Here is a 12,223-nt window from a genome sequence, read left to right as displayed (position 1 = left end):
TGCGGACGTCTTCGTGGACGACATCACGCTGCCGGCCAGTGACGGGTATATGCTGGCGGCAACGCTGTTCCTGCCGCGCCGCACGAGACGACACAGCATCCTGATCAATTCCGCCACGGCCGTACCACGCAAGATCTACCGCGGTTTCGCCACCTACCTCGCCAGCCGCGGCTGCGTCGTCCTGACCTACGACTACCGGGGCATCGGCGGCTCGCGTCCCAAGACACCTCCCACCAAGTCGCTTGCAGGCTTCAAGGCGAGCATGGCCAACTGGGCCACGCTCGACGTCACCTCCGCGGTGACCTTGATGCGCGGGCGTTACAAGGGCCTGCCGCTTGCGGCCGTCGGACACTCCTTCGGAGGCCAGGCCATCGGCCTGCTGCCGAACAACGACATGATCACCCGCAGCCTCCTGGTGTCGGCGCAGGCCGGCCATTGGGGATTGATGACGCCGCCGGAAAACTATCGCGTCTATCTCATGCTGGCGTTTCTCGGCCGGCCGATCACGCGGCTTCTGGGCTACATGCCAGGGAAGCTTGGCCTCGGCCAGGACCTGCCGAAGGGCGTGTTCCTGCAATGGACCGACTGGGTGATGAACGAGCGCTACTATTACGACGACCCGGACCTGAAAGCGCTCGCCAACTACCGCCAGTACAAGGCGCCCCTGCGCGCATTGAGCTTCACCGACGATCCGTGGGCGACACGGCCGATGGTGGAGCTTTTGTGTTCCGGCTTCACCGCCACCAGGCCGGAAATCCTTTCGATCGCGCCGAAAGACGTCGGCGCGAGCAAGATCGGCCCTTCCGCGACGAATTTCGCGAGACGCTCTGGCAAGACAGCGCCGACTGGCTGACAACGAAGTGAGCGGCGCAATCTTTCGAGCGAAAGCGCTAATCCGGACAGCGCTTGCGGCCCGCCGGGGGGCGCTTGCGCACCACCCGGACCAGGCTGACGGATACCTGCTTCAAATCCCCGACGCGATCCGGCCGATTTCGGCGTGAACGGCGTTGCGCTGGTCGGCGGAAATTGCCGGAGCCTGGCAATATGCCGTCACGATGATGGGCGTCCGGTCCGCCGGCCACGCGACTGCGATGTCATTGACGTTTCCGTGTCTGTCGGGGCCGGTGCCGGTCTTGTCGCCGACGAGCCAGGTCTTCGGAAAGCCTGCACGCAGCCGCGTATCTCCTGTCTTGTTGGCGATCAGCCAGGCCGCAAACTGGGATCGCGAAGGCGCAGACAGAACGTCGGTGAAGAGAAGCCGCCTGAGGTTTTCCAGCATCGCCGCCGCCGTGGTGGTGTCACGAATGTCCTCCGGACCGTCGTGCGCGTTGAGCTCGAGCTCCATGCGATCAAGGCGTGAAACCTCGTCGCCGAGACTGCGGAAGAAGGCGGTCATTCCCGGTGGTCCGCCGAAGCTGGCGAGAAGCAGGTTGGCAGCTCCATTGTCGCTGAGCGTCACGGCGGCATCGCAGAGCTCCGCGACCGTCATCCCGGTTGCGCCGATGCGCGTCCGGGTCACCGGCGACCAGCCCACGATGTCCTTCTTCGTGATCGCGATGCGCCGATCGAGCTTCTCCTGCCCCTTGTCGACACGCGCCAGCACGAGTGCCGCCGCCATGGCCTTGAACGTGCTGCACATGAGCATGCGTTCGTCGGCGCGATGGCCCGTGCGCTTGCCTGTCGCGACATCCAGAATGCCCACGCAGATGCGCCCGCCTGCCTTCCGTTCCAGCTCGGCGAGCCTGGCCTCGGGTGCCTGAGCGTCCCGGGCAAATCCAGCACCACTGAGTGCGGCAAGCGCCGGAAGCGCAAGCAGACTGCCGGCAAGCGTCTGCCGACGCGACATCGATATCGTCATTCCTGACTCCATATTCGGAAAATGCCTCTCGGAGCGGTCGGCGACCGTTTGGCCTTCCGGAAACAACCGTGACGCCACCGCCTGGAATGCCGATACGCGGAAACCCTGCCCCTCGCCAAACGATCAATTCTCTGCTTAGACCTGAGAAAATCTTAGGCATCTGGTCCGGGCGAATGGAAGTCTCGCAATTGCCTCTCAACGCCTTGCGCGCTTTCGAGGCCTCGGCCCGGCTCGGCAGCTTCACGCGCGCAGGACTGGAATTGCGGGTCACGCAAACGGCGATCAGCCACCAGGTGAAGGCGCTGGAGGAAACGCTGGGCGTGGTGCTGTTCAAGCGTCTGCAGCGCGGCCTGGCGCTCACGGACGAGGGCCACGCCCTGCTGCCGGTGCTGACCGACGCGTTCCGTCGGATGAGCGCCACGCTCAGCCAGTTCGAGGAAGGCAATTTCCGGGAGATACTGACAGTCGGCGTGGTCGGGACGTTTGCGATCGGCTGGTTGCTGCCGCGGCTGAAGACGTTCAGGGAGCAGCATCCCCATGTCGATCTTCGTATCAAGACGAACAACAATCGCGCCGATATTCTTCTCGACGGCCTGGACTTCTTCATCAGGTTCGGTGACGGCGCATGGCACGGCACCGGCGCTATCCATCTGATGGATGCTCCGCTGTCTCCGGTTTGCATGCCGTCGATCGGCGCACGATTGCGCTGTCCCTCAGACCTGGCAAATGAGGAATTGTTGCGGTCCTACCGCGTGGACGAATGGCCGCTCTGGTTCAGGTCGGCAGGTGTTCAGCCGCCAGGCCTTCGCGGCTGGATATTCGATTCGTCACGAGCTCTCGTGGAAGCGGCCGCACAAGGCGCCGGGGTCGCACTCGTTCCTGTTGCGATGTTCGCCCGCGAGATCGCTGAAGGTCGCGTCGTCCAACCCTTCAGCATCACAGCGTCCGCGGGAAGCTATTGGCTGACGCACCTGAAATCGCGTGCGGAAACGCCAGCGATGGGTGCGTTTCGGACGTGGATTTTGGCGGAGGTGCAAGTGGCGAATTCGTGAGTAGTGAGCGCGACCCTACTCACTCCTACTCACCCTATTCGCTACTCCGCCGCTACCCCGCGGACATACCGCGCACTCGGCGTGCGCATCGTCACAAGTTCTTCTGCGGCGGTCGGATGCAGCGCCATCGTCGCGTCGAAATCGGCCTTGGTGGCTTTCATCTTGACCGCAATGCCGACGACCTGGATCAACTCGCCGGCTTCGTCACCGACGATATGGCAGCCGACGACACGATCCGTGTCGGCGTCAACAATCAACTTCATCAGCATGCGGGTCTGGCGTCCAGACAGCGTCGCCTTCAACGGCTTGAAATCAGCCTTGTAGATATCGACCCGTGCAAGTTGCGCGCGCGCCTGTTCTTCGGTGAGACCGACCGCCCCTACCTCAGGCTGGGAAAACACAGCGGTCGGAACGTCGGCATGGTCGACACGAGTCGGCTTGTTGCCGAACACGCTGTCGGCAAACGCGTGTCCCTCGCGGATTGCGACAGGCGTGAGGTTGAGCCGATGCGTCACGTCGCCGATCGCATAGATGTGTGGCACTGAGGATTGCGAAAAGCCGTCGACGGCGACGCCACCGTTCTTCGGATTGATGGCGACGCCAACCTTTTCAAGGCCAAGGTTCGCGACATTCGGATGTCGGCCGATCGCGAACATCACCTGATCACTGGCAACGCTCGAACCGTTGGAAAGCTGCGAGGTGAACTCCTCGCCGTGCTTGCTGACAGCGGTCAGGGTGCAGCCGGTGAGAATGGTGATGCCGGCCTGCTCCATTTCCTTGCGCACATGCGCGCGCACGTCGTCGTCGAAGCCACGCAGAATGTTATCGCCGCGATAGACCAGTGTGACATCGGTGCCTAGCCCCGCAAAGATGCAGGCGAACTCCAGCGCGATGTAGCCGCCGCCCTGGATCAGGATCCGCTTCGGCTGCTTCTCCAGGTGGAAGACCTCGTTGGAAGAGATCACGTGCTCGATACCGGGAATCTCCACACCGTGATTGGGCGCAGCGCCAACCGCGATCAGCACGTGGCGCGCGCGAACCCGTTCGCCGTTCGACAGGGCGAGCGTATGTGGGTCCTCGAACACCGCACGCGCCTTGACGATGTCGGCACCTGCCCTGTCGAGATTGGCCGTGTAGGCGGCTTCGAGACGGGCGATTTCCTTGTCCTTGTTCGCGATCAGCGTCGGCCAATCGAACGTCGCCTGCGGAATCGACCAGCCGAATCCGGCCGCGTCTTCGATCTCCTGTTGCACATGCGAGGCGTAGACAAAGAGCTTCTTCGGTACGCAGCCACGGATCACACAGGTGCCGCCAACCCGATACTCTTCCGCGACCAGCACGCGAGCGCCATAGCCCGCGGCAATTCTCGCAGCCCGCACGCCGCCCGAACCGCCGCCGATGACGAACAGATCGACGTCCCGATCAGCCATTTCTTCCAGCCTTTCTGGGCTTCCAGCCTTCCCCGCAGCATTCAACCGCCATCAAAGATCCTAATCAAAGATCTTTGCCGCGCTTCTTCAACTCTTGACGGAACATCTCGTTGACTTCGAGCGCAAGGTCCTCGCCCCAGTTGCGCATATAGTTCAGGCTCGCCTCGATCGACTTCGGCTCCTGCTCGAGGCTCTTTTTCCCAAGCGGTGACTTGTAGAAGGCCAGCAGGTCCTTCAATTCCTGTTCGGAGAAATGCGTGGCGTAGATCGCGGCCATGCCTTCGCCGATTTCACTCTCTTTGCCGCTCAGGTCACGGGCCAGCTTCAACGATATCTCTTCGATGTCCCTCTGAAGGTTGATGTTGCTTTGCAGGAGCGAGTTCTTCACGTTCTGGATCGTGGAAACGACGGCTCCCTGATAGACGGAGGACGCGTTCTTCAGGACCAAAATCTCTTTCGCTGCGGCGATCGCGCCGGGAGGCAGCGTGTTCGGCGCCGGCGCCTCCGCCTTTTGCTGCGTCTGCGCCTTCTGCTGAGCCTGCGCCGTTGCCGTCACGGCCGTCAGGGCGAGAATCGCGGCCGACACCGCAACCGAAAGCTTCCTCATCGATCGTCTCCCAAAGATCAGCGGCCGACGGGCCGCTCAATAACTCGCACCCCCGCCGGATCGGCGAGAATAACCTTAGTTGCCAGACCTATGAAAAGCCCGTGTTCGACGACACCCGGGATGCCGTTCAGTGCAACGGCAAGACGTCCGGCGTCGGGAATCTGCTGGCATTTCGCATCGACGATCCAGTGACCGCCATCGGTGACAAAAGCAAGGCCACCGGCGCCCGCGCGCAAAGTCAGGTCGGCCGGACAGCCATGTTCTTCAAGCGTCCGCCTCAAGGCGGCGCGCGTCGCACCAAGACCGAACGGCATGACTTCGATCGACAGCGGAAACCGTCCGAGCGTATCGACCCACTTGGTCGTGTCCGCGATCACAGTCATGCGACTGGAGGCTGCAGCCACGATCTTTTCCCGCAACAACGCACCGCCGGCGCCCTTGATGAGATTCAACGCGGGATCGATTTCGTCGGCGCCATCGACCGTCAGGTCGAGTTGCGGCGTCTCGTCGAGTGTTGTCAGCGCAATCCCGCACTGCTCGGCCTGCGCACGTGTCGCCTCCGACGTCGGCACCCCAACGACGTTGAGGCCCGCGCGCACCCGTTCGCCGAGCAGGTCGACGAAGTGCCGTGCAGTCGAGCCGGTGCCGAGACCGAGCCTCATGCCGTCACGGACGTCTTCGAGCGCACGCGCCGCAGCCTGGCGCTTCAAGCCTTCCAGATCCATCCTCTGTTCCTGTGGCCGATAACCGGCAGTGCACTGCCATCCGATGGGATAGCCGGGCGTGTCTAGCCCCGAAACGCGGTCAGGAACAGCCTGTTGGGGCGCCTCCCGCTAAATTGCAGGGGGTGTGTCGCGGCGACACTTGCGCAGGCGCTGTACGACAAGTAGCGAAACAGGCATGGCTAGCTCCCCGCTCCTCGTTTTCGACCTCGACGGTACGCTCGTCGATACCGCGCCCGATCTCATCGGCGCGCTCAACGTCATTCTCGAACAGGAAGGGATTCCCGAGCTTCCGCTCAGCACCGCGCGTAACATGATCGGCGGCGGCGCGCGCAAACTGATCGAACGCGGCCTCGAGGCCGCGGGCCGTGATTGCACGGTCGCCGAAATCGATCGGATGATGAAGGATTTCATCGCCTACTACGCCGATCACATCGCCGACCAATCGCAGCCGTTCGAGGGGCTCGAAAGTGCCCTCGACACTCTCGCCACCAAGGGCGCCGCCTTCGCGGTCTGTACCAACAAGCTCGAATGGCTCTCGAAACTGCTCCTGGATCGGCTCAAGCTTTCGCATCGATTCGGCGCAATCTGCGGCGCCGACACCTTCGGCATCGCCAAGCCGGACCCAACATTCCTGCGCCAGACCGTTGCACGCGCCGGCGGAAACATGGCCTCGACCATTATGGTCGGAGACGCCGGAACCGACATCGGCGTGGCTCGCAGGGCCGGTGTGCCTGTGATCGGAGTGACCTTCGGCTACACCGAGACCCCGATCGAGGAACTTGCGCCCGACCGTGTGATCTCCAGGATGGGAGACCTGCCGGACGCGGTTTTCGCACTTCTCGCCGAACGCCAGGTTTTGGCCTCAAGCCTTTAGCCGCTTTGGGATTTTCGAGACCCCGCCGGGCCTTCTGCACAGATTTTCAACGCCTGGACCAAGCTTTTGGGGACTAAACCGGTTCGGGCGGTTGCCGTCCCATGGGGACGCTCCTATGGTCGATCAAGGGGATGTTGCGGCTCGCACGCCGCACAAGATGACGGGTGGGGCATGCGGCGTATCATCGTAATCTCACTAGCGGGCATTGCACTTTCCGGCTGCAGCTCGTTCTCCTCGGTGCCAGGCCTTGGTTTTCTCACCCCGTCACCGCCGATGGTCACCCTGCAGCTCGACTCGGTTCCAGCAGGCGCGGAGGCGCGCACCTCGACCGGCCCCTCCTGCCGGACGCCTTGCTCGGTGTCGGTTCCTGTCGCCCCGTTGACCGTCACTTATACGCTGGACAAGTACGAGCCGCAGACCGTGGCGGTGCAGCCACCTGAGCAAGCCGTCGCCAATGCCGACGCCGATGGTCCGACGGGCTCTGTTCCTACGCTCGATCCCAACCCTGTGTTCGCCGAACTCGCGCCCATGGCGCCTCAGAAGCGGACGAAACGCCCACCGCCCAAGCGCACGGCGAGGCAGGCTCCCGCGGAAGCGCCGCCGCCTCCCGCTGACGCAGCGCCACCGCCGCCCGCGCCCACTTCCCCGTTCCCGCCCGCAGCATCGAGCCCGTTCCCGTCACGTTGACGTGTGCTTGAGGATCCCCTCCGTGGGCCGAAGCTTGATCATCGGATGCTCCCATTCGACCGGTTGCCCCGAGCTCACAGCGCCCATAGATTGAGGCCTGCAAGGTCTCGCGCACTTGCTTTCCGGGGTTCAGCACGATGATTGCGACCGCACTTCAACCGCAAGACATGATCGATCCGTTCGGACGGACGATCACGTATCTGCGCGTGTCGGTGACCGATCGCTGCGACCTGCGCTGCTTCTATTGCATGTCCGAGGACATGACGTTCCTGCCGAAGGCCGACCTGCTGACGCTGGAGGAACTCGACCGCCTCTGCTCGATATTCATCGCCAAGGGCGTGCGGAAGTTACGCCTGACCGGCGGCGAGCCGCTCGTACGGCGCAACATGATGTCGCTCGTGCGCGCGCTGTCACGGCATCTCACAAGCGGTGCTCTGGATGAGCTGACGCTGACCACCAACGGGTCGCTCCTGTCCAAATTCGCCGCCGAGCTGGCCTCCTGCGGCGTTCGGCGGATCAATGTATCGCTCGACACTCTTGATGCCGACTGCTTCCGCCACATCACGCGCTGGGGCGAAATCGACAAGGTTCTGGCGGGCATCCGCGCCGCCCAGGCGGCCGGCCTGCGCGTCAAGATCAACACGGTCGCGCTGAAGAACATCAATGAGGACGAGATCCCTCAGCTGATCGAGTGGGCCCATGGCGAAGGCATGGACCTGACCTTGATCGAGGTCATGCCGCTCGGCGACATCGGTCCAGGGCGTGTCGATCAGTACCTGCCGCTGTCGCTGGTCCGCTCGCGACTGGAAGGCCGGTTCAGCCTCACCGACCTCGACGAGCGGACGGGCGGCCCCGCCCGCTATGCGCGCGTGCGCGAAACCGGCGGCAAGCTCGGCTTCATCACCCCGCTGACGCATAATTTCTGCGAATCCTGCAACCGGGTGCGGATCACTTGCACCGGCACGATTCATACCTGCCTCGGGCAGGAGGACGCGTCGGATTTGAGGCGGCCGCTGCGCGCCTCCGACGACGACGCGCTCGTCAGCGAAGCGATCGACCGGGCGATCGGAACCAAGCCGAAGGGCCACGACTTCATCATCGACCGCCGACACAGCCGTCCAAGCGTCAGCCGCCACATGAGCGTGACGGGCGGCTGAGGTCGCAATTTCTCGCCAACCGTCCAATTGACACCCGGCGCCAAATGGTCAATTGACCGCGGCGAATTCGTGTTGGAATGGTGGATTGCCGGCCGCCACCACTGCGGCGGCATTTGGCCAACAATAACAAGAATTTCTTGACGCTTGCTGGGAGGGGATTTCAACTTGCACGCACTCTTGCGCGTAAGCGGCGCAATCGACGCGTTCAGCGAACGGTTTGGCAAGCTGCTGTCATGGCTCGTGGTCGCGGCGGTCGCCGTCTCTTCCATCAATGCTGTCGTTCGAAAGCTGTTCGACATGTCGTCGAACTCCTTTCTTGAGCTTCAGTGGGTGCTGTTCAGCATCGTCTTCCTGTTTTGCTCGCCGTGGACGCTGCTGCGAAACGAGCATATCCGCATCGACGTGATCAACCATTCGCTGCCGCTCAGAGTGCGCAGCTGGATCGACATGATCGGTCACGTTTTCTTTCTGGTGCCGTTTACGCTCATCCTGCTCTGGACGTCGGTTCCGTTCTTTCTGACATCCTGGCGCCTCAATGAGCAGTCGTTCAGCGCTGGCGGCTTGCCGCAATGGCCCGCCAAATCCCTGATCATGATCGGGATGGCGTTGCTGTTGCTGCAGGCCATTTCAGAAATCATCAAGCGGGCCGCGGTGATGGCCGGGACGATTCCCGACCCTAACGCCGCTGTGCTCAGCGCCCATGAAGTTGCCGAAGCGGAAGCCGCCAGGCTGGCCGCCGATATCGCGGCCGAGCGAAAGCCGTGACCGTGCGGCGCACCGGGGGATTCCTCTAAATGACTGCGTTCATCATCCACAACATGGCGCCGATCATGTTCGCGTCGCTTGTTGTGTTTCTGCTGCTTGGCTACCCGGTCGCCTTTTCGCTCGCGGCGAATGGGCTGGTCTTCGCGTTCATCGGCATCGAGCTAGGGCTGTTCCGGCCCGACTTCCTGCAAGCGCTGCCGGAGCGCGTCTACGGAGTGATGAATAACGATACGCTGCTGGCGATACCGTTCTTCACGTTCATGGGCTTGATCCTTGAGCGATCCGGCATGGCCGAGGATCTTCTGGAAACCATCGGGCAGCTTTTCGGCAGCGTGCGCGGCGGCATCGCCTATGCGGTGATCTTCGTCGGCGCGCTGCTCGCCGCCACGACCGGTGTCGTTGCGGCCTCGGTCATCTCGATGGGCCTGATCTCATTGCCGATCATGCTGCGCTATGGCTATGACCGCCGCGTCGCCACCGGCGTGATCGCTGCCTCCGGTACGCTGGCGCAGATCATTCCGCCATCGCTGGTTCTGATCGTCATGGCCGACCAACTTGGCCGCTCCGTCGGCGACATGTACGAAGGCGCGTTCATCCCCGGGCTCGTGCTGTCGCTATTGTATGCGTTCTATATCTTCCTGGTCTCAACATTCGCGCCCAGCGCCGCACCCGGCCTGCCGCTTGAAGCGCAAACGCTACGCGAGCCGGAGACCGCGAAAAGCCGACTGATCTTCCCGCTCGCGACCGTTGCCGCGGTGGCAACCGCATGGCTCCTCGTCTCGCGCCTCGGCCTGCTCGACTGGACGCTGCCGGTATTCGAAAAGCTGTCGCTCGGTCGCACTGTCGGGCATGCATTCTGGATCGTCGCGGTGGCAGCGCTCCTCACCAGGATGTTCGTCGGCCTCATCCGGACGATGACGATCTCGCTCTTTCTGGTAGTTTGCGGATCGGTCGCCGCCGCGATATTTGCGATGAGCTATACGAACGTGCGCGCGGGGGCCGACTACGTGGTCCTGACGATGACCGTAGGTGTTGCGGTTTCCTTCGTGATCGCAGTCATCAACCGCTTCAGCGGGCTGAAGATGCTCTCGAAGCTCGCCGAGCAGGTCGTGTTCGTGATGGTGCCACCGCTCGGTCTCGTCTTTCTGGTCCTTGGCACGATCTTCATCGGGGTTGCCACCCCGACCGAAGGCGGCGCGATGGGCGCTGCGGGCGCTATCATCCTCGCCATCATGAAAGGTCGGCTCAGCTTCGACCTGACGCGCCAGGCCGCTGAATCGACCGCGAAACTTTCCGCCTTCGTCGTCTTTATCCTGATCGGCGCGCGCGTCTTCTCGCTGACATTCTATGGCGTCGACGGACACCGCTGGGTGGAAGAGCTGCTCACCTCGCTGCCCGGCGGACAGGTCGGCTTCCTGATCTTCGTCAACGTCATTGTTTTCCTGCTCGCGTTCTTCCTCGACTTCTTCGAGCTGGCCTTCATCATCGTGCCGCTGCTCGGGCCCGCAGCCGAGAAGCTCGGGATCGATCTCATCTGGTTTGGCGTCATCCTCGGCGTCAACATGCAGACGAGCTTCATGCACCCGCCGTTCGGCTTTGCGCTGTTCTATCTGCGGTCCGTGGCCCCTCGGGAAAGCTACATCGATCGCGTCAGTGGCAAGCGCATGGAGCCCGTGACGACGGGACAGATCTACTGGGGCGCCGTGCCGTTCGTCATCATTCAGTGCATCATGGTTGGTCTTGTGATCGCATTCCCGCAAATGGTGATGCACTACAAGAGCGCAGGCACGGGCGTCGATCCCGCCAAGGTCGATTTCCAGCTGCCGCAACTGGACCTGCCGCCGCTCGACCTCGGACCGCCGAAGATGGAGTGAGAGAGCGAAAGTAGTGAGTAGCGAATAGGGAGTAGTTGGATAACCTCTCCCTACTCACTACTGACTATTCGCTTGTCAGCTCTTCGTGCGCGAGCGGACCATGAAGTTGTCGTAGGAGAACTCCGCGACCTGCCACCACAGATACTGGTCGTTGCGGAACGCGACCATGCTGTCAAACACCTTCTTGAAGTCGGCGTTTTTGGCCGATGTCTCTGCATACACCTCATTCGACGCCTTCAGGCAGGCTTCCATCACTGGCTGCGAGAACGGCCTCAGCTCCGCACCGCCAGCGATCAGCCGCTTCAGCGCCGCCGGATTATACGCGTCGTAACGCGCCTGCATTATCTCGTTTGCCAGCGACGAGGCCGTCTTGATGATCGACTTGTAGGCCGTTGGCAGCGCGTTCCACTTCTCGAGGTTGACGAAGTTGTGCAATGCCGGGCCGCCTTCCCACCAGCCGGGGTAATAGTAGTATTTTGCGACCTTCTGGAAGCCGAGCTTCTCGTCGTCGTAAGGTCCGACCCATTCGGCGGCGTCGATGGTGCCTTTTTCAAGTGAGGGATAGATGTCACCGCCGGCAATCTGTTGCGGCACGACGCCCAGCCTGCTGACGACCTGGCCGGCAAAACCGCCGATGCGCATCTTCAGGCCTGAGAGGTCCTTCGGCTCCTTGATCTCCTTGCGATACCATCCGCCCATCTGGCACCCGGTGTTGCCCGCCAGAAATGCGATGATGTTGGCCTTCTTATAGAACTCATTCAGCAAGTCGCCGCCGCCGCCCACCTGCAGCCACGCCGTCTGCATCCGGCTGTTCAGCCCGAACGGCACTGCGGTCGCCAGCGCGTAAGTTGGGTCCTTGCCAACATAGTAGTACGATGCGGTGTGGCACATCTCGACCGTGCCGTTGCTCACCGCGTCAGCGGCCTGCAGGCCTGGGACAATTTCGCCCGCCGCAAACACTTGAATCTGGAACTTGTTGTCTGTCGCCTCGGCGACGGCTTTGGCGAAAACCTCGCCCGCGCCATAGATCGTATCCAGCGACTTCGGAAAGCTCGATGTCATGCGCCATTTCAGCTCCGGCATGGACTGAGCGATCGCCGGCGCAGCGACCGCCGCACCGGCTACTCCAAGGCCGGCGCTCTTGATGAAGTCTCGTCTCTTCATGGAATTCTTTCTCCTTGGCGTTTTCTCCTA

The 12,223-nt window shown here is 62.4% G+C and carries 11 protein-coding genes and 1 pseudogene; 7 read left to right on the top strand and 5 right to left on the bottom strand.

Annotated features, from left to right (window positions below):
- Positions 1-49 precede the first annotated feature (49 nt).
- Positions 50-864 (top strand): annotated as a pseudogene (locus RCO31_RS13035) (alpha/beta fold hydrolase).
- Positions 865-964: 100 nt separating this feature from the next.
- Here RCO31_RS13035 and bla read toward each other — a convergent pair.
- Positions 965-1,858: a class A beta-lactamase gene (gene bla, locus RCO31_RS13030; RefSeq protein WP_308968817.1), complete on the bottom strand. Its 894-nt coding sequence runs from the start codon at positions 1,856-1,858 to the stop codon at positions 965-967.
- 173 nt (positions 1,859-2,031) lie between these two features.
- Here bla and RCO31_RS13025 point away from each other — a divergent pair, with 173 nt between their 5' ends.
- Positions 2,032-2,910 (top strand): LysR family transcriptional regulator, encoded by an 879-nt coding sequence (locus RCO31_RS13025; RefSeq protein ID WP_308968816.1) that lies wholly within the window; start codon positions 2,032-2,034, stop codon positions 2,908-2,910.
- 41 nt (positions 2,911-2,951) lie between these two features.
- Here the strand turns inward: RCO31_RS13025 and gor are convergent, their stop codons facing one another.
- From gor to rpiA, 3 genes are all read right to left on the bottom strand, one after another.
- Positions 2,952-4,340: a glutathione-disulfide reductase gene (gene gor, locus RCO31_RS13020; protein ID WP_308968815.1), complete on the bottom strand. Its 1,389-nt coding sequence runs from the start codon at positions 4,338-4,340 to the stop codon at positions 2,952-2,954.
- A gap of 64 nt (positions 4,341-4,404) precedes the next feature.
- Positions 4,405-4,947, bottom strand: a complete 543-nt coding sequence (locus RCO31_RS13015; RefSeq protein ID WP_308968814.1) for a DUF2059 domain-containing protein — start codon at positions 4,945-4,947, stop codon at positions 4,405-4,407.
- Between the two features lie 17 nt (positions 4,948-4,964).
- On the bottom strand, positions 4,965-5,672 hold the full coding sequence (rpiA, locus tag RCO31_RS13010) for a ribose-5-phosphate isomerase RpiA (RefSeq protein WP_308968813.1): 708 nt from the start codon (positions 5,670-5,672) through the stop codon (positions 4,965-4,967).
- A gap of 175 nt (positions 5,673-5,847) precedes the next feature.
- Between rpiA and RCO31_RS13005 the strand changes: the two genes are divergently transcribed.
- The 5 genes from RCO31_RS13005 to RCO31_RS12985 all read left to right on the top strand — a co-directional run bounded on the left by RCO31_RS13005 (position 5,848) and on the right by RCO31_RS12985 (position 11,029).
- Complete coding sequence (locus RCO31_RS13005) at positions 5,848-6,546, top strand: HAD-IA family hydrolase (RefSeq protein ID WP_308968811.1); 699 nt, start codon at positions 5,848-5,850, stop codon at positions 6,544-6,546.
- 171 nt (positions 6,547-6,717) lie between these two features.
- The gene (locus RCO31_RS13000) at positions 6,718-7,233 is read left to right on the top strand and encodes a hypothetical protein (protein ID WP_308968810.1); all 516 of its coding nucleotides are present in this window, start codon (positions 6,718-6,720) and stop codon (positions 7,231-7,233) included.
- 137 nt (positions 7,234-7,370) lie between these two features.
- Positions 7,371-8,390: a GTP 3',8-cyclase MoaA gene (moaA, locus tag RCO31_RS12995; protein WP_308968809.1), complete on the top strand. Its 1,020-nt coding sequence runs from the start codon at positions 7,371-7,373 to the stop codon at positions 8,388-8,390.
- Between the two features lie 165 nt (positions 8,391-8,555).
- Positions 8,556-9,155, top strand: a complete 600-nt coding sequence (locus tag RCO31_RS12990; protein WP_308968808.1) for a TRAP transporter small permease subunit — start codon at positions 8,556-8,558, stop codon at positions 9,153-9,155.
- 29 nt (positions 9,156-9,184) lie between these two features.
- The gene (locus RCO31_RS12985; protein ID WP_308968807.1) at positions 9,185-11,029 is read left to right on the top strand and encodes a TRAP transporter large permease subunit; all 1,845 of its coding nucleotides are present in this window, start codon (positions 9,185-9,187) and stop codon (positions 11,027-11,029) included.
- A gap of 75 nt (positions 11,030-11,104) precedes the next feature.
- Here RCO31_RS12985 and RCO31_RS12980 read toward each other — a convergent pair whose 3' ends face one another.
- Entirely contained in the window at positions 11,105-12,193 is a 1,089-nt protein-coding gene (locus RCO31_RS12980) for a TRAP transporter substrate-binding protein (RefSeq protein WP_308968805.1), read from the bottom strand.
- Between the last annotated feature and the right edge of the window lie 30 nt (positions 12,194-12,223).

The sequence above is a fragment of the Bradyrhizobium sp. LHD-71 genome (assembly GCF_031157255.1).
Classification (GTDB): Bacteria; Pseudomonadota; Alphaproteobacteria; order Rhizobiales; family Xanthobacteraceae; genus P52-10.
This window is presented reverse-complemented; position numbering and strand designations above follow the sequence as displayed.

Excerpts from the sequence above, each read along its gene's own strand:
- RCO31_RS13015 (WP_308968814.1), bottom strand. The coding sequence starts at position 4,947 with ATGAGGAAGCTTTCGGTTGCGGTGTCGGCCGCGATTCTCGCCCTGACG.
- RCO31_RS13000 (WP_308968810.1), top strand. The coding sequence starts at position 6,718 with ATGCGGCGTATCATCGTAATCTCACTAGCGGGCATTGCACTTTCCGGC.
- RCO31_RS12980 (WP_308968805.1), bottom strand. The coding sequence starts at position 12,193 with ATGAAGAGACGAGACTTCATCAAGAGCGCCGGCCTTGGAGTAGCCGGT.
- RCO31_RS12985 (WP_308968807.1), top strand. The coding sequence starts at position 9,185 with ATGACTGCGTTCATCATCCACAACATGGCGCCGATCATGTTCGCGTCG.
- moaA (WP_308968809.1), top strand. The coding sequence starts at position 7,371 with ATGATTGCGACCGCACTTCAACCGCAAGACATGATCGATCCGTTCGGA.
- RCO31_RS13005 (WP_308968811.1), top strand. The coding sequence starts at position 5,848 with ATGGCTAGCTCCCCGCTCCTCGTTTTCGACCTCGACGGTACGCTCGTC.
- gor (WP_308968815.1), bottom strand. The coding sequence starts at position 4,340 with ATGGCTGATCGGGACGTCGATCTGTTCGTCATCGGCGGCGGTTCGGGC.
- rpiA (WP_308968813.1), bottom strand. The coding sequence starts at position 5,672 with ATGGATCTGGAAGGCTTGAAGCGCCAGGCTGCGGCGCGTGCGCTCGAA.
- bla (WP_308968817.1), bottom strand. The coding sequence starts at position 1,858 with ATGACGATATCGATGTCGCGTCGGCAGACGCTTGCCGGCAGTCTGCTT.
- RCO31_RS13025 (WP_308968816.1), top strand. The coding sequence starts at position 2,032 with ATGGAAGTCTCGCAATTGCCTCTCAACGCCTTGCGCGCTTTCGAGGCC.